Here is a 16,317-nt window from a genome sequence, read left to right on the forward strand (position 1 = left end):
ACCGACCGCTTGGTATTTGAATATTATTTGGCATGATGCCCCAGGCGGCACCCCAAAGAAAAGAGGCGGGGCGCTGTGTACGCCCCGCCTCCCTTAATCGTTCAATATTCTAGTTCAGATCAATACCGAACGCGCACCGACAAGCCGAAGCGCCGACCAAATGAGTCGTTGACCGATGCCGGAATGATGATGCCGAAATAGTTCTGGCCAACACGGTTGGTGAGGTTCGTCACCGACGCGATCAGCTGGAACTGCTTGTTCACATTGAACGTCACGCTCGAATCAAGCGTGATGAAATCATCAAACTTGTCAAATTCACGCGTGTCGTTGGGCCCAGGTGCACGGTTGAACCGAGAGGACAACTGCTGGCCAACATAGTTGATATTGGTCGCAAAGTTGACGTACTTGGTCGAATATTGCACGCGCGCCTGGCCCTGCCAGGTCGGATCGCCCACCGTGCCGTCCGACCGCGCAGGCGCAACGCCCGTGGTATCGATAAGACGACGCAGCAATACGAACAATTCGCCGGTAACGGTAAGCGAACCAGGCAGGTTGAGACCATCCAGCTTGGTCACATATTCCAAGGTGCTCTGAATGGCTTCAACCTGGATCCTCTGACCATTGACGAACCCGGACGTCACCGCCGGGTTGGCCGGATCGGCTGGTACCTGGCCGTTTGCGTCACGGCGGATCAGTGAACAGAAAGCGTTTGCATTGGCGGGATCAGCCGCGTTGAACACTGGGTTGTCAAAGCAAGCGCCGGCGATGTTTGCCACCGTGAGATTGGAGATCGGCTGCCGGAGATCAATGTTCAAATAGTCGACCGACAGGTTCAGCCCGCGGATGAACCGAGGACGGAAGATGACGCCATAGGTGTAGCTGTTGGCTTCTTCGTTCTGCAGCAAGGGATTGCCACCCGAACGACCTGGGACCGTTGCGGTGGCGGCACCGAGCGGCGTTCCATTCGGGAAGCGTGCAAGGAACGCATTGCAGTTTGCGGTACGGGTTGCGGGCACTGGCCCTGCACCGATGGTACCGGGAGCACAGAGATCCGGGACTGTGGTGAAGGTGTTGGTTTGTGGCGAGAACAATTCAGTAATCGACGGCGCACGGAACGACCTGGTGAAGTTACCACGGAACTGCACGTCTTCGATTGGCGAGAATGATCCACCTGCGGCCCATGCAAAAAACCCGCCGTTGACGGTGTTATGCACATAACGACCGCGCCCGAATATTTCCAGGTTATGGAAGAAAAAGTCATTCTTCGGGGTGAAGATTGGCAGGTTGAATTCGCCCGTTACTTCGTTCAGCGCATAGCGACCGCCGGTTGGGGCAATCGCGACCGAACGACCAAGCCCAGCCTGCAGGAAGGGATCGGGCGTGAACTGCGCTGATTCTTCGCGATGTTCATAGCCAACGTTGAACTGAACTGGGTTGGTGAAAAGATCGAACGGCGCACCGCCGACGTTTGCGTTCACGACCCATTGGTCAATATAGCTGCGCGCAACAGTATCCTGGATCACGTACGCGCGGGCGGCCGGTGATGGCGCGCCTTCGCCGAACACGCTGAGCGGAACGCAGCGCGCATCGGCAATCGCTGTGAAGCCCGGTGTCGCGTTGACAGCTGGGTTCGTCACGCAGCCATTGATCGCATTGACGAAATTTTGCTGATTAATCTGCTGTGCAAAATCGCGATAGTCGTTGCGGCCATAGACGCCCGAGACTTCGAAACTGAAGTCGCGGCCAAACGCCTGGAACTTCCCGTCGGCACCGCCAACAACGCGAAAGAGATCGTTCCTCGAAGAACCCGTCGCGTCGCCAAGATCAAGGTTGATCCGGCTGAGGCGGAAGGTCGTATACCCGTTGGCGACCAGCAGGTTCCGCGCTTGGGCAGAAAGCAACGGGTTGTTGACGCTGAACGTCAACGCAGCGCTGGCACCACCGAACAATGTCGACTGGAACGATTGCTGCTGGATCAATTCGTCGCCAAAGCCGTTGAAATACAGACCTTCAGCGAACAGACGGACATCGTCGGTCAGCTGATAATCAGTAAAGATGTTGGCCGAAATGCGGCGCGAATTGCCGGTGATCTGGGTGAAATCGTTGAAAACAAAGCCGTCGCCACCCGAGTTACGTGCTGCGGCAGAGGTGATCGCGCCAGCAAACAGCGTGCCACGGTTGAACGGAATCAGCGTGCCGTCAGGCGCGAACTGGACGTTATAGTCAAGCGCACCCAGGGCAGTCGTCGCGTTGACGACAACACCACCGCGGCTGAGCGACGGGATACCCGCGCGCCTCACCAGCACCGTACCGGGGAAACCGTCGGTCGTCGAGTTGTTGAACCCGATATTGGGGTTGATGCGGCCATCGTTCAGCGGTGAGCGACCGACCGGGCCAAGCGTTGCGGCGAGCGCACTGGTTGGGTTCAGCTGACCGCCAACGCCGTTCGCGAGAAACGGGCGATCGTTGGTCAGAATACCACGGACTTCTTCATAATTGGCGGCGATCGAAATGTTACCGCGCCCGTCCGCGAAATTGTAGCCGTAGGCGCCCGATACGTTGTAGCGGAAGTTGTCGCCATATTCGGTCACGCCCGTGGTCGCGCGGATTTCGAGCCCGGTGAAACGGGTCTTGGTGATGACGTTTACCGTGCCGGCAATGGCGTCGGAACCGTAAACCGGCGCACCACCGATCGAAACACGGTCAATACGATCGATCAAGATGGGGTTGAAGATGTTCAGATCGACCTGAGTACCGCCCTGGTTGCCGAAAATCGTGGTGACGTTCGACGAAACGACGCGGCGACCGTTGACCAGCGTCAAGGTGCGGTTCGACCCAAGGCCGAAAGTGTTGATGAAGTTCACGCCCTGGCCAAAGCCGTTCTGCGCGCCGTTTGGCGTCACTGAACCGCGGAAGCCGGGCAGCTCGTTGAGCGCATCGGCGATGTTGGTCAAGTTGCGATTTTCGAGATATTTGGAGTCAATCGACACCGTTGGTTCGAGCATGTCGAAGCTGGAACGGCGAATGCGCGAGCCGGTGACGACAATCGCCTTGTCTTCTTCTGCGGCCGTTGCATCTGGCGTCGTGTCGTCGAGCGTGGCCTTTGGCGTTGGTGTCGATTGTGCCGACGCAATCGTCGGATAGCTTGCCAAAATTCCAACGAGCGCGGTGGCGCTCATGAGCGTCTTTAGTTTCATGGATCTGCCCCTGTCTCCGAGCGGAACTGCCCGAATTAAACCACTCAAGGCTGCCTGCCGCAAATATGCAATATGGGCATGGGGACTTTATGGAAGCGACGCACCTATTCAGGCGGCATTGTCACTAGTTTGCCACAGTGATGAAACAATGATGCGGCTTAACCCACGGTGAACAAATAATATGTCGCCGTACGTCGTGTCCTCAGCGCTCAACGCACAAAGCGATGCCCATGCCGCCGCCGATGCACAGGGTCGCGAGCCCCTTTTTGGCATCGCGTCGCGCCATTTCGTAAATCAGCGTGGTCAGGATTCGCGCGCCCGATGCCCCGATCGGATGACCGATGGCGATCGCACCGCCGTTAACGTTGATCTTGGCCGAGTCCCAGCCAAGTTCCTTGTTCACTGACAGCGCTTGCGCGGCAAAAGCTTCGTTCGATTCGATGAGATCGAGGTCGCCGATCGCCCAGCCAGCCTTTTCCAGCGCGCGGCGCGTGGCGGGGACGGGGCCAATTCCCATGATCGAGGGATCAACGCCCGCCGATGCCCAGCTGGCGATCCGCGCAAGAATGGGGGAGCCGCGGCGTTCGGCCTCTGCGCGGGTCATGATGACAAGCGCGGCGGCGCCATCGTTCAGGCCGCTGGCATTGGCCGCCGTGACGGTGCCGTCTTTTTTGAAGGCGGGCTTCAGGCCGGAGACGCCGTCCAGCGTCGCGCCGTCGCGGATATATTCGTCATGCTCCACGACAGTGTCGCCCTTGCGTCCTTTGATCGTGACGGTGGCAATCTCCTCCTTGAAGCGGCCCTCGGCGCGCGCGGCGGCGGCCTTGTTCTGCGACGCGATGGCAAAGGCGTCCTGATCGGCGCGGGTGACCTGGTATTTTTCGGCCAGGTTTTCGGCAGTGATGCCCATGTGATAGCCGTTGAAAACGTCGATCAACCCATCCTTGATCATCGTGTCGATCAGCATCAGGTCGCCCATTTTCTGCCCCGCGCGCAGGAACTGGGCATGGGGGCTGAGCGACATTGATTCCTGGCCGCCGGCGACCACAATGGTCGAATCCCCGGTCGCCACTGCCTGAGCGGCAAGCGCAACCGCGCGCAGCCCTGATCCGCAGACTTGATTGACGCCCCAGGCCGGGATTTCCTTGGGCACGCCTGCACCCATCGATGCCTGCCGCGCGGGGTTCTGGCCCTGAGCAGCCGTCAATACCTGGCCAAGAATAACTTCGGACACGTCATCACCGGTGATGCCCGCCTGCGCCAGCGCCGCCTCGATCGCGATGCGGCCAAGTTCGTGCGCTGGCGTCGATGCAAAGGCGCCGAGGAAGCTGCCAACGGGGGTGCGTTTGGCGGCGGTGATGACGATATCGGTCATGGCGGGTTTCCGGCTGCTGAAAGAGGTGTGCGTTCTTTAGCCCCCAGCACCTGGCTAATCCAGTCGTCAAGCGGTTCCCATAATTCCAGGCGCGCACGGCTGCCGACGACCATGCCGACATGCCCTGCCGCCAATTTACGTTGATCGGCAAAGCCAATGGCGCTGGCAGCCGGCACAATCCGATCATGAAGCGAGACGAAATCGATCGTTGGGCAGACCAATGTAGCTGGATCAATCAGGCTACCGCCAACCGTCCATTTGCCGGTGCCGGTCACATTGTCGGCGAATAGCGCCTCAAACATTTGTGCACCAGCGGCATAGGGTAGCGGCGCACCGGCATTGGCCCAATCTTCCAGCGCGATGAAGCTGCGCGCGGCAGGGCTACCAGGGGCCATGGCCGCAAAAGATTCATATTTCGCAATCGTCCGCGCTGGATCAAGCTGCCAGAAACCCGCCTGCAGCACCTCCATCGGGACCAGGCCCATGGCATCGCAGGCCGATCTTGTGCTCGTCCATAACGCGGCAATGCGGGCGCGCGCGCTGGCGTCAAAACCGTCAAAATGCCAGGGAGCCGCAATCATCGCGAGCCCGGCCACTGGGGTAAGGCATGCCGCTGCCGCCGCAATCGTCCCGCCCAGGCAATAGCCGATCAGGATGGGAGGCTGTCCAAGCTTCCTGATCAGCGGCAGCAACAGCTGCGTGACATGATCGCCGATATCCATCGTTCGTGCCGTCGCATCGGGCGCGCCCCAATCGAGCAGGAAAGTTCTGTGTCCCTGGCCCGCTAGCCAGCGCAGCAGGGATTGCTGGCGCGTGAGATCAACAATGAAGGGCGGGTTGATCAGCGAAGGGATGACGACAACGGGCGGTCCGTCGCCGCCATAATCGCGCAGGCGCGCGCGCCCGCGGCGATGCTTTACGCGACCCAGCCGTCGGGTCGCCCCCCGATCAGCCGCCTGATAGGCGGCGAGCCCCGCCAGCGCGGCGCGTTGACGATCGGGGGATTCCGCCGTTTCCTGGCGCAGCATTTCCAGGAACAAGGGCAACGGACGCGGACCGTGTTGCGGCGCGGCATGGAACGGTGTTACAGGGCTGTTACGCACCCTCGGGGGACCTCCCATGAAAAAGACTGCACCGGATGATGGCATCGTCATCATCAAAAAATACGCCAATCGGCGACTCTACAATACCGAGACTTCGTCTTACATCACGCTCGAGCACCTTGCCGCGATGACGCGCGAAGGGCGCGACTTCAAGGTCGTCGATGCCAAGACCGACGAAGACATTACCCATAATGTGCTGACCCAGATTATCATGGAAGAAGAATCGCGCGGGCAGACGATGCTGCCAGTGAATTTCCTGCGCCAGTTGATCTCGATGTACGGCGATTCGATGCAGGCGATGGTGCCGGGCTATCTCGAAGCATCGATGGACGGTTTTCGTCGCAATCAGGCGCAGTTCAAATCAGCAGTTGAAGGTGCCTTTGCACATTCCCCTTTTGCTGAAATCGCCAAGCGCAACATCGCCATGTTCGAAGCCGCGACCGCTGCTTTCAAGCCGGAGAGCAAGACCGATCATGCCGCCAGCAAGGACGAGGAAATCGCCACGCTGAAGGCAGAGCTCAACCGGTTGCAGGAAAAGATCGAGCGGCTCGACAAATAGCGATCAAGCCTCGCCTGGCCCAATCACATGGCCGGCGAGGATCTTGAGACACAAAGCGAGCGGCATCCAACCCAAAGCGCTGGCAACCGGTAACAATCGGGCAAGCAATACCGTGCCGACCGCCGTTATCATGAACGCGATCGCCAGCCGGAACCGGTGCGGTACGGCCAGCAATATTGTCACCCCGCCGAGCAGCCAGATATAGCCAAGCACGCCCGCCAGCATCGGCATCGCCTCCGGGACGATCAGCGCGAGCGCCGGCAATTGCACCTGCAGCAGGGCAAAGCCGAGCATTCGCCGGTCATGACCATTTGGCGCGTGATACCAGCGTTTGGTGCTGGGCAACGCGTTGGCGACGATCCCGCCGCCCAGATCGCTTGCCACAATCAATACCAGCAGCCATTGCCACCAACGCCAGTCGACCGTCCCGGCGGACATGATCGCCCCCGCCGCAAGCGGTACGGCCAGCACCATTGCGGCAAGGGTCAGCGCGGTGTCGGCTGGCGTCGCTGCCGGGCCAACGATCCGCGCCAAAAGGCCAATCGCTTTGGTCGCTGGCTCGACCATTCCCGTTATCTCGGCTTAACGAACTTCAGCGTCATCCGGTCGCTTTCGCCGATGGCAGCATAACGTGCGCGATCGACTTCCTTCTCGGCATAATTGGGCGGCAGCGTCCAGACGCCCTTGGGATAGTCATGCGTGTCTTTGGCATTGGCGTTGATCGTGCTTTCGCCAGCGAGCACGAAGCCGGCCTTGGTGGCAAAGGCAATCACCGAAGACCGCTTCATATAACCACTCTTGGCTTCGGTAATGTCCTTGGCATTTTCGGGCAGGTGGTGCTCGACCAGGCCCAGCACACCGCCGGGCTTCAGCATGGCAAACATCTGGTCAAACGCAGCTTGAGTCTGGTCAGTGGCGCCAAAGCTCCAGTTATGGACGTTGCGAAACGTCAGGACCACATCGACTGAACCGGCGGGCACGCCAGCGCTGGCGTTGCTGGCTGTGGTCGGAAAGGCGGCGAATTTGATCTTGCCGTAAATGTCGGGCTTGGCCGTCTGCAGGGTGATCACCCCTTTGCGCGCATTTTCAGACGGGGTCGCGGCATAGAGGGTACCATTCGCCAGATAAGGCGCGAGGATTTCGGTATACCAGCCACCGCCTGGCCAAATTTCCACCACCGTGTCGCGTGGCTTTACGCCGAAAAAGGCGAGCGTTTCCGCGGGGTGGCGATAGCGGTCGCGGGCGACATTGGCCGGGGTCCGGCTGGCTGCGTTGACAGCGGCGGTTAGGGCCGATGTTGGTTTTACGGCAGCCGCAATCGCGCCACCGGTGATTACAATGCTGGTTGCAACAAGAGCGGACGTCCAAAAAGGCTGGCGCATTTCGATTCCTTGATCATTAAGGGCCGTTGCAGCGCGTTTTGGCGAGCAAGAGGGCATGATGCAAGCAGGGCTTTGGGGCGGAGCGGTTACCGCGCTAGCAATTGCGCTGTTCAGCGGCTGGCGCGATTGGCGGCGCGCCCGTCGCGATAATCTTGATTCGATCGGAATTGTTGATTGGCCGACAGTTCAGATGCTTGCGCTGATCATGGCGGTAATCCTGGCGAGCCTTGGCTTTAAGGCGTAGCCGTGGTGCTTCAGTAAAACCTGCCCAGGGTGAGTGCTCGTTCCCTGCCATCGCAGCCGCTGAGCAGCACGACCCGGCCGGGTGATCCGACCGACCAGCTGCTGATCGGGCTGTTGCTATAGTCGGCGGGGACTGGCGTGCCGTCGATCGCGCAGATCAGATCACCTGCGCGCCAGCCGCTCACTTCGGCCGGGCTGCCGCGCATGACGTGCAGAACGCGCAGCCGTGCCGCTTCGGTGGCGACAAGGATGCCGCTGGTCGACCGGACCGGCGGCTTGCCGGTCTGGCTGGAGGGACCGAAGACGATATGGCCAGCGATCGGATCGAGCAGCACGCGATATTGCTGCAGAAAGCCAGAACCGATTCGTCCGGCGGCACCAATTTCGTGCGAAAAGCCGCCGCGCCGCTCGACACGTATCTCGACATCGCTGGCGGTCAGTTTGCCAACCGCCAGGCTGGGCACAATCGCCAGGTCAGTGATGAGCGCCCCGGCGAGCCCATAGGCAATCGTCGTCGTTGTCGGCAGGCCGGTGATCCTGGCGGCGCGGAACGATTCCTGCGACAGGGTAATCGACGAGCCATCCCCGGTATCAACCACCATTGGCGCCAATCGGCGACCGCCAAGCAATGCTTCGGTCACATAGACATTCTGGTTGGCTGCAATGCTCAGCGGTGCGCTTAGGCCCCGAAACGGCAGCCGCCCCGATTTGATGAGGCGAAAACGCTTCGCTTCGAAATCGATCTCAAGCGCGTAGGCGTCGATAAGATCATGGCCAATCAAGATATCGACCGCGCGGGCGGTGCCGGTGGCTGCAGCGGGCAGAGTGGTGACGATCATGCCCCCACCGCGCCGCGTCAGCCCGCCCAGGGCGATGCTCTGCGTGGCCGCCCAGCCGATGGCGACATTGCCACCAATCGCGCTGGCGTGGCCGCGAGGCTGCACGTGCAGCCGGTGGACCGAAGCGAAATCGCGCGAGATCACTGAGGCGCTGACTCCGGTATCGAGAATGGCCGTCGCGGGCATGCCGTTGACGGCCATGGTGAAGCGAATCTGGTTGCCCGGCGTCAGATCAAACGACACCCAGCGTGTTTCGCTATCGGGCGACAACGTCGAAATGGCCGTGCTGGGCGGCGGCGCTGCACCAATCAGGGCCAGCGCAAACAGGATCGGCGGCCGACGGAAGACGAAGCGCACTACGCCACGTCCCGGCAGCCGGAAAATCCTATAACGTGGCCTCAAGATAGGCCTGGTCGAAGCCATATTGGCGCGCCTTTTCGAGCGTATAGGGGCGCAGGCCCATGGAGCGATATTCGCCGACGATCTTGCCGTCAGCGCTTTCGTCGAGATATTCAAACTTGAACAGCTCCTGCGTGACGATCACGGGGCCTTCCATGCCGATTACCTCAGTGATGTTGGTCACGCGGCGTGAGCCATCGCGCAGGCGCTTCACCTGGATGATCAGGTCGATTGAATCGGCGATCTGGCGGCTGATCGCTTCCTTGGGCACCTTGATGTCCGACATCATCACCATATTCTCCATACGCGCCAGCGCCTCGCGCGGGGAGTTGGAGTGGAGCGTACACATTGAGCCATCATGGCCAGTGTTCATCGCGGCGAGCAGATCGAAGCATTCGCTCCCGCGAATTTCGCCCAGGATGATCCGGTCAGGGCGCATACGCAGCGCGTTCTTGACGAGATCGCGGATGCTGATCTCACCTTGCCCCTCAAGGTTGGGCGGACGCGTTTCAAGCGGCAGCCAGTGCGGCTGTTGCAATCGGAGTTCGGCGGCGTCTTCAATCGTCAGCACGCGCTCGCCGGGATCGATCATCTTCGACAAGGCGTTGAGCATCGTCGTCTTGCCCGAACCCGTGCCGCCCGAGATGACGACATTGAAGCGGCAGGCGCCGGCGATCTTCAGCGCCGTCGCCATCTTGGCGCTCATCGAACCAAAGCCCGCCATCATGTCGAGCGTGATCGGTTTGGCCGAGAATTTACGAATCGAAATGGCGGTGCCGCGCAAGCTGAGCGGCGGCACGATGACGTTGACGCGCGAGCCGTCTTTCAGGCGGGCATCGGCGAGTGGCGTGGTCTGGTCGACACGTCTGCCGACCGAGTTGCAGATGCGCTGCGCGATCTGGAACAGATGTTCTTCATCGCGGAACTGGATATTGGCGAGCTCGAGCTTGCCCTTGCGCTCGATATAGGTTTGCTCGGGGCCGTTCACCATGATGTCCGAAATGTTCGGATCGGCGAGTAATTCCTCGAGCGGCCCAAGCCCAAGCAACTCGTCGATCAGCACTTTTTCGAGCGCGAACTGTTCGCGGCGGTTGAGCGTTAGCTTTAGTTCGGCGAGCACTTCACCGATAATGGGGCGGAATTCCTCGGCGAGCTCGTCCTTGTCGAGCGTTGCGGCGGCCTCGGGATCGACGCGCTCAAGCAGGCGCGGCAGCACCTGTTCCTTGATCTTGTGGATCGAGGTTTCGAACCCCTCCATCTTCGATTGGCCGGCATCGCCTGATGATGCCTGGCGTTCCTGCAACCGTTGCATCGCGTCCATCGCGGTGCCCGGCATCGTCCCGGTCATTCCATCGGCTGCAGGGGAAAGCGGTGGCAGCGGCGCAAGATCGATCGGCGGAAATTGGTCGCTGCCTTGCAAATCGGCAGGCCGCGCCGGGCCAGCACCCTGCATTGGGCGGGCAACACCAAAGGCGGGCCGGGCCGGGGGGGCACCGTTACCTGCACCACTGCGTCGTCCAAAAGCGCTCATTTTGTCCCAATCATTGTGGTTACGGATTTCATACCTGCAAAGGTGTTACCATTTCCTAAGCATCAAAATCGGCAGTGCGGCGCGTGTTCGGCCGCCTGCTCGGCACTGCTACGCGGTCGAAATTAAGTAATATTTGAGGGGTCCGGTGCGACAGAGCATCAAACAGCGGGATAGTTACCCTTGGTGGATGGACCGGCCCTAACCCTGCCTCGCCAAACCGGGCGGCGTTTCATCGCGGTCGCGTTGGACCGGGTCGGGTGGCGTGCGCCCTTGCTATTGATGGCGATGATCGTCGGCGTGATTGGCCGACTATCCTATAGCTGGAATGCGCCCTTGTGGTTCGATGAGACGTTCAGCGCCGTCATCGCGACCCAACCCAATGTTGCAGCTCTGCTCGATTGGTGTCTCTCTGAGCTGACTGGTCCGGCTTTCTATATGCCATTGTGGTTATGGGCGAAGATTGCTGGATCGAGTGACGTTGCGCTGCGCTTGCCAAGCGTGCTGCTGTCGATTGTGGCACCGCTGCTGATCCTGTGGAAGGGGCATGCCAATCGCGATCTGCGGATGTGGTGGGCGGTTTTCGCGCTGCTTTGGGTGCCAATGTTCGGCGTTGCGGGGGAGGCGCGCCCTTATCCGCAGATGTTTCTGCTCGGCGTGGTGCAGGCGATCCTGTTCGTGCAACTGCTTGATCGCCCGACAACGGCCCGCGCCAGCGGCTGGATCATCGTGTCGGCGGTGCTGATCCTGACGCAATATTGGGGTGTTGTTCCGTGCCTGGTGCAGGGAATCGCCTATCTTGGCTATCACCGGGTACGGGCAATGGCGACCTGGCCAGCAGCATTGCTGCTGCTGCCGATGTTCGGCTGGGCCTATTTTCATCTGCCGGCCGTTTTGCAGCTGACTGTTGGCAACGACCTTGCGTCGGGTGGTTTGCCGCCCTCAGCAGCTTTGGAAATTCCAGCGATGTTGCTCGGCGTTTCCTTCAGCGCGACGGTCATCTTGGGCGTGGTTATTGGATCGACCACGATTGCTTTGGCCCAGCGTCGGGCGGGCCCGATATCCTGGGGGCCAAGCACGATGCTGGCGGTTTGCGGTGCTGCAACCATCGCTCTGGTGCTGGTGATCGCCTTTACCCGACCAGGCTTCTTGCCGCGCTATTTGACGCCGTCGATGCCGTCATTTCTGTTTGCCTTGGCGCTTTGGGCCCGGTGGATGGTCGCCCGCGATCCCCGACCTGTCATCGTGGCGACGGCGATGATGATGTCGACAGCGATAGGCCTGTTGGCCTCGATTTTTACCGGAACCGAGCGCGACCCACGCCACATCTTCAATCTGCAACAGCCTGCAGCCTGGCTGGCTGAGCGGCAGCCCCAGCGGCTCGTCATATTCTGGGACGGGCCAGTCGCCTCGGCATCGTCAAGCGCGCATCTTGCCGAGGTGGGGGGCTTTTTCCTCCGTCGGGGTGGCCGAACCGTCGCGGTCAGCGTTGCTCGCGCCGCGGCCGATCAGGATCCCAACCAAGCAGTTCTGGCCCTATCAGGCAGCGATGCAGCCATCCTGTGGTTCGCCAATGACGACCTGCCTGACAGCCGAACACCGCGTATCGCGCGCTATGATCCGCGCTACGAATGCCGTGATTTTGGGGGTGGCCAATTAACGATGACCGCGTGTCGCCCACGCCTGCCAGGAATTGCCCAGCAGACTAATGTCGCATTCAGCCAGCCTGTTCGGCCAGCACCGTTAGCCCGCGTTCGTTAACCTCGGCAAAGCCGCCCTTGATCGGCAGCATTTCGGGCTCGCCTTTGTCCGTGCGATAGATGTGGAGTGCACCGTCACGGATCGTCGACATCACGGGCGCATGGCCCTGCAGCACACCGAAATCGCCCTCGGAGCCTGGAACGACGACCATGTACACGTCCTCTGAGCGGACGAGCTTTTCAGGGGTGACGAGTTCGAAGTGCAGCATTTTTCTCTTCCTTAAGCCCCTCCCCTTCAGGGGAGGGGTTTGGGGGTGGGGACCCTCAGTCTCACCGAGTCCAAGCCCAGACGAGAGCCCCCACCCCAACCCCTCCCCTGAAGGGGAGGGGCTTGATGTCTCTTACGCGTCCTGTGCCATCTTTTCGGCCTTGGCGATGGCTTCGTCGATGCCGCCGACCATGTAGAAAGCGGCTTCGGGCAGGTGATCATATTCGCCATCGACCACAGCCTTGAACGACTTCACTGTATCTTCGAGCTGAACGAACTTGCCCTCGATGCCGGTGAAGACGGTCGCGACGTGAAAGGGCTGCGACAGGAACTTCTGGATCTTGCGCGCGCGGCTGACGGTGAGCTTATCCTCTTCCGACAGCTCGTCCATGCCGAGAATCGCGATGATGTCCTGCAGTGACTTGTACTTCTGGAGCGTCGCCTGAACCGCACGCGCGGTATCGTAATGCTCCTGGCCGACGACGCGGGGTTCGAGCACGCGGCTGGTCGAATCGAGCGGATCGACGGCGGGATAGATGCCGAGTTCCGAAATCGCGCGGTTGAGCACGGTCGTGGCGTCCAAATGGGCGAACGACGTTGCAGGGGCCGGATCGGTCAAATCGTCGGCAGGCACATAGATCGCCTGCACCGAGGTGATCGATCCCTTGTTGGTCGAGGTAATGCGCTCCTGCAGCGCGCCCATGTCGGTGGAGAGGGTGGGCTGATAACCCACCGCCGAGGGGATACGACCGAGCAGTGCCGACACTTCCGAACCGGCCTGGGTGAAGCGGAAGATGTTATCGACGAAGAACAGCACGTCCTGACCTTCGACGTCGCGGAAATATTCGGCGATCGTCAGGCCCGAGAGCGCGACGCGGGCGCGGGCGCCGGGGGGCTCGTTCATCTGGCCATAAACGAGGGCAACCTTGGAGCCTTCGGAGATCGCCTGACCGGCTTCGTTCTTGGCGATAACGCCCGCATCGAGGAATTCGTGATAGAGATCGTTGCCCTCACGGGTACGCTCGCCGACGCCCGCGAACACCGATGTGCCGCCATGGCCCTTGGCAATGTTGTTGATCAGTTCCTGAATCAGCACGGTCTTGCCGACGCCGGCGCCGCCGAACAGGCCGATCTTACCGCCCTTGGCATAAGGCGCGAGCAGATCGATGACCTTGATGCCCGTCACCAGAATGGCGCTTTCGGTCGACTGGTCAACGAACAGCGGGGCAGGGGCGTGGATCGGCATCGTGTCGGTCGCGTTGACCGGCCCGAGCTCGTCGATCGGCTCACCGATGACGTTCAGGATGCGGCCAAGCGTCATCGGGCCGACCGGCACGCGGATCTGCGATCCGGTATCCGTCACGGTCTGGCCGCGCGTCAGGCCCTCGGTTGCGTCCATCGCGATCGTGCGGACGGTGTTCTCGCCCAGATGCTGCGCGACTTCGAGAACGAGGCGGTTGCCGTTGTTGCTCGTTTCGAGCGCGTTCAAAATCGCGGGCAGATCATTTTCAAAGGTCACGTCGACGACGGCGCCGATGACCTGCGAAATGCGGCCTACATTGTTGGTGGTCGCCTTGGGGGCGATCGTGTCGGGGGCGGTTGCCATCGTTCGTTCCTTGCCTTCGTGCTTTGCTTAGAGCGCCTCAGCGCCCGAAATAATTTCCACCAGCTCGGTCGTGATCGCGGCTTGGCGGGTGCGGTTATACTGGATCGTCAGGCGGTTGATCGTGTCGCCGGCGTTGCGCGTGGCATTGTCCATCGCGTTCATCTGCGCGCCATAGAAGCCGGCATTGTTTTCCAGCATGGCGCGGTAAATCTGAATCGCGATGTTGCGGGGCAGCAGCTCGGCGAGGATCGTTTCCTCATCGGGCTCATATTCAACGGCTGCAAGCGACGATGGTGCGGACGTTGCGGATCCGGCGACCAGAGGCACTGGAATGACCTGCTGTTCGGCGGGCTCCTGCACCAAGGCGGACCGGAAATTGGAATAGAATAAGTGCGCGACGTCGAATTCGCCGGCTTCGAAACGGGTGATCAGATCGCTCGCCAGCTCGTGAGCATGGACAAAGGCGGGGTTGCGAACCGCACTCATGTCGCGATCATGATAGATCATTGCTGGGTAGAAACGCCCCAGCACCCGCGCCTTGCGACCCGCCAGATAGAAGCGGACGGTCTTCCCTTCAGCGATCAGCGCGTCGGCCTTGCGGCGCGCGAGGCGGACGATGTTGGAGTTGAAACCACCCGCCAGGCCGCGATTGGCGGTCGTGACGACAAGCAGGTGCACCTGATCCTTGCCCGTGCCCGCCAGCAATTTCGGCGATGATTCGCTGACCGTCACCTTGGAGGCCAGGTTCGCCATCACTGCTTCAAGCCGCTGCGCATAAGGACGCGCGGCAACCGCCGCCTCCTGCGCACGACGCAGCTTGGCGGTGGCGACCGTCTTGATCGCTCGGGTGATCTTCTGCGTCGACTTCACCGAGCCGATGCGGATCTTGAGGGCCTTGAGACTTGCCATCGTACCTTTCTCTCCCTCTCCCTGGAGGGAGAGGATACGCAGACTTGGCGGCTGTGCCGCCTAGTCGGAGTTGGTGAGGGTGAAGTGCCCTAACGGGCCGAGCCGCCCCTCACCCAACCCTCTCCCCAATGGGGAGAGGGCCAGATCAATTACGCAAACGTCTTCGCGAAATTCCCAAGCGCCGTCTTCAGCGCTTCGGTGGTTTCCTTCGACAGGTCCTTCTTGTCACGGATGTCCGTGAGAATGTCGGCGTGGTTGGCGCGCATATCGGCCAGCATTGCTGCTTCGAAGCGCGTTACCGCGTTGACGGGGACGCCATCGATAAAGCCGTTGGTGCCAGCGAAGATCGACACGGTCTGCTCCTCGAACGGCATCGGCGAGAACTGCGCCTGCTTGAGCAGCTCGGTCAAGCGAGCACCGCGGTTGAGCAGCTTTTGCGTCGACGCGTCGAGGTCCGAGCCGAACTGCGCAAAGGCCGCCATTTCGCGGTACTGGGCGAGCTCCAGCTTGATCGAGCCCGACACCTTCTTCATCGCCTTGGTCTGTGCAGCCGAACCGACGCGGCTGACCGACAGGCCGACGTTGATCGCGGGGCGGATGCCGGCGAAGAACAGGTCGGTTTCGAGGAAGATCTGGCCATCGGTGATCGAGATCACGTTGGTCGGGATGTACGCCGACACGTCGCCCGCCTGCGTTTCGATGATCGGCAGCGCGGTGAGCGAGCCCGAGCCATTGTCGCTGTTCATCTTCGCGGCGCGCTCAAGCAGGCGGCTGTGGAGATAGAACACGTCGCCGGGATAGGCTTCGCGGCCCGGCGGGCGGCGCAGCAGCAGCGACATCTGGCGGTAAGCAACGGCCTGCTTCGACAAATCGTCATAAACGATCAGCGCGTGCATGCCGTTGTCGCGGAAATACTCGCCCATCGCGCAGCCGGTATAGGGTGCGAGGAACTGCAGCGGGGCGGGCTCCGACGCCGTTGCCGCTACGACGATGGTATATTCCATCGCGCCCGATTCCTCGAGCTGACGGACGATCTGTGCAACCGTCGAGCGCTTCTGGCCGATCGCAACATAAATGCAGTAGAGCTTCTTGCTCTCGTCATCGCCCGCGTTGGCGTTCTTCTGGTTGATGAAGGTGTCGATCGCGACGGCGGTCTTGCCGGTCTGGCGATCGCCGATGATCAGCTCGCGCTGGCCACGGCCGACGGGG

14 protein-coding genes are annotated in these 16,317 nt (G+C 60.9%); 3 read left to right on the forward strand and 11 right to left on the reverse strand.

Annotated elements, in window-relative coordinates; all coding sequences use genetic code 11:
- Positions 1-119 precede the first annotated feature (119 nt).
- The 3 genes from B7Y43_RS13125 to B7Y43_RS13135 all read right to left on the reverse strand — a co-directional run bounded on the left by B7Y43_RS13125 (position 120) and on the right by B7Y43_RS13135 (position 5,600).
- Positions 120-3,197 (reverse strand): TonB-dependent receptor domain-containing protein, encoded by a 3,078-nt coding sequence (locus tag B7Y43_RS13125; RefSeq protein ID WP_374132108.1) that lies wholly within the window; start codon positions 3,195-3,197, stop codon positions 120-122.
- 202 nt (positions 3,198-3,399) lie between these two features.
- Positions 3,400-4,572 (reverse strand): acetyl-CoA C-acetyltransferase, encoded by a 1,173-nt coding sequence (locus tag B7Y43_RS13130; RefSeq protein ID WP_374132109.1) that lies wholly within the window; start codon positions 4,570-4,572, stop codon positions 3,400-3,402.
- A complete protein-coding gene (locus B7Y43_RS13135) occupies positions 4,569-5,600 on the reverse strand; it encodes an alpha/beta fold hydrolase (protein ID WP_374132125.1) in 1,032 nt (343 codons plus the stop codon). The genes B7Y43_RS13130 and B7Y43_RS13135 overlap by 4 nt, the downstream gene beginning before the upstream one ends.
- A 91-nt stretch (positions 5,601-5,691) precedes the next feature.
- Between B7Y43_RS13135 and phaR the strand changes: the two genes are divergently transcribed.
- Positions 5,692-6,234 carry a polyhydroxyalkanoate synthesis repressor PhaR gene (gene phaR / locus B7Y43_RS13140; RefSeq protein ID WP_374132110.1) on the forward strand — a complete coding sequence of 181 codons (543 nt, stop codon included), beginning with the start codon at positions 5,692-5,694 and terminating at the stop codon, positions 6,232-6,234.
- 3 nt (positions 6,235-6,237) lie between these two features.
- Here phaR and B7Y43_RS13145 read toward each other — a convergent pair whose 3' ends face one another.
- A complete protein-coding gene (locus tag B7Y43_RS13145; protein WP_374132111.1) occupies positions 6,238-6,801 on the reverse strand; it encodes a hypothetical protein in 564 nt (187 codons plus the stop codon).
- A gap of 5 nt (positions 6,802-6,806) precedes the next feature.
- Complete coding sequence (locus tag B7Y43_RS13150; RefSeq protein ID WP_374132112.1) at positions 6,807-7,616, reverse strand: class I SAM-dependent methyltransferase; 810 nt, start codon at positions 7,614-7,616, stop codon at positions 6,807-6,809.
- A gap of 55 nt (positions 7,617-7,671) precedes the next feature.
- Between B7Y43_RS13150 and B7Y43_RS13155 the strand changes: the two genes are divergently transcribed.
- On the forward strand, positions 7,672-7,860 hold the full coding sequence (locus B7Y43_RS13155; protein WP_374132113.1) for a hypothetical protein: 189 nt from the start codon (positions 7,672-7,674) through the stop codon (positions 7,858-7,860).
- Between the two features lie 10 nt (positions 7,861-7,870).
- Here the strand turns inward: B7Y43_RS13155 and B7Y43_RS13160 are convergent, their stop codons facing one another.
- Positions 7,871-9,055, reverse strand: a complete 1,185-nt coding sequence (locus B7Y43_RS13160) for an aspartyl protease family protein (RefSeq protein ID WP_374132114.1) — start codon at positions 9,053-9,055, stop codon at positions 7,871-7,873.
- Between the two features lie 28 nt (positions 9,056-9,083).
- Complete coding sequence (locus B7Y43_RS13165; RefSeq protein WP_374132115.1) at positions 9,084-10,628, reverse strand: CpaF family protein; 1,545 nt, start codon at positions 10,626-10,628, stop codon at positions 9,084-9,086.
- A 180-nt stretch (positions 10,629-10,808) separates the two neighbouring features.
- Here B7Y43_RS13165 and B7Y43_RS13170 point away from each other — a divergent pair, with 180 nt between their 5' ends.
- Positions 10,809-12,386: a hypothetical protein gene (locus tag B7Y43_RS13170; protein WP_374132116.1), complete on the forward strand. Its 1,578-nt coding sequence runs from the start codon at positions 10,809-10,811 to the stop codon at positions 12,384-12,386.
- On the opposite strand, the gene B7Y43_RS13175 is transcribed toward B7Y43_RS13170, so the two are convergent.
- The 4 genes from B7Y43_RS13175 to atpA form a co-directional block, all read right to left on the reverse strand.
- Positions 12,343-12,594 (reverse strand): ATP synthase F1 subunit epsilon, encoded by a 252-nt coding sequence (locus B7Y43_RS13175; protein ID WP_374132117.1) that lies wholly within the window; start codon positions 12,592-12,594, stop codon positions 12,343-12,345. The genes B7Y43_RS13170 and B7Y43_RS13175 overlap by 44 nt on opposite strands.
- Positions 12,595-12,726: 132 nt before the next feature.
- A complete protein-coding gene (atpD, locus tag B7Y43_RS13180) occupies positions 12,727-14,178 on the reverse strand; it encodes a F0F1 ATP synthase subunit beta (RefSeq protein WP_374132126.1) in 1,452 nt (483 codons plus the stop codon).
- A 48-nt stretch (positions 14,179-14,226) separates the two neighbouring features.
- On the reverse strand, positions 14,227-15,108 hold the full coding sequence (locus B7Y43_RS13185; protein ID WP_374132118.1) for a FoF1 ATP synthase subunit gamma: 882 nt from the start codon (positions 15,106-15,108) through the stop codon (positions 14,227-14,229).
- Between the two features lie 149 nt (positions 15,109-15,257).
- On the reverse strand, positions 15,258-16,317 hold a 1,060-nt coding region (gene atpA / locus B7Y43_RS13190; protein ID WP_374132119.1), incomplete at its 5' end, for a F0F1 ATP synthase subunit alpha.

This window comes from Sphingomonas sp. 28-62-20 (assembly GCF_002281505.1).

Coding starts and splice junctions, on each gene's coding strand:
- B7Y43_RS13145 (WP_374132111.1), bottom strand. CDS start 6,801: ATGGTCGAGCCAGCGACCAAAGCGATTGGCCTTTTGGCGCGGATCGTT.
- B7Y43_RS13150 (WP_374132112.1), bottom strand. CDS start 7,616: ATGCGCCAGCCTTTTTGGACGTCCGCTCTTGTTGCAACCAGCATTGTA.
- phaR (WP_374132110.1), top strand. CDS start 5,692: ATGAAAAAGACTGCACCGGATGATGGCATCGTCATCATCAAAAAATAC.
- B7Y43_RS13185 (WP_374132118.1), bottom strand. CDS start 15,108: ATGGCAAGTCTCAAGGCCCTCAAGATCCGCATCGGCTCGGTGAAGTCG.
- B7Y43_RS13135 (WP_374132125.1), bottom strand. CDS start 5,600: ATGCTGCGCCAGGAAACGGCGGAATCCCCCGATCGTCAACGCGCCGCG.
- B7Y43_RS13165 (WP_374132115.1), bottom strand. CDS start 10,628: ATGAGCGCTTTTGGACGACGCAGTGGTGCAGGTAACGGTGCCCCCCCG.
- B7Y43_RS13175 (WP_374132117.1), bottom strand. CDS start 12,594: ATGCTGCACTTCGAACTCGTCACCCCTGAAAAGCTCGTCCGCTCAGAG.
- B7Y43_RS13125 (WP_374132108.1), bottom strand. CDS start 3,197: ATGAAACTAAAGACGCTCATGAGCGCCACCGCGCTCGTTGGAATTTTG.
- B7Y43_RS13155 (WP_374132113.1), top strand. CDS start 7,672: ATGATGCAAGCAGGGCTTTGGGGCGGAGCGGTTACCGCGCTAGCAATT.
- B7Y43_RS13130 (WP_374132109.1), bottom strand. CDS start 4,572: ATGACCGATATCGTCATCACCGCCGCCAAACGCACCCCCGTTGGCAGC.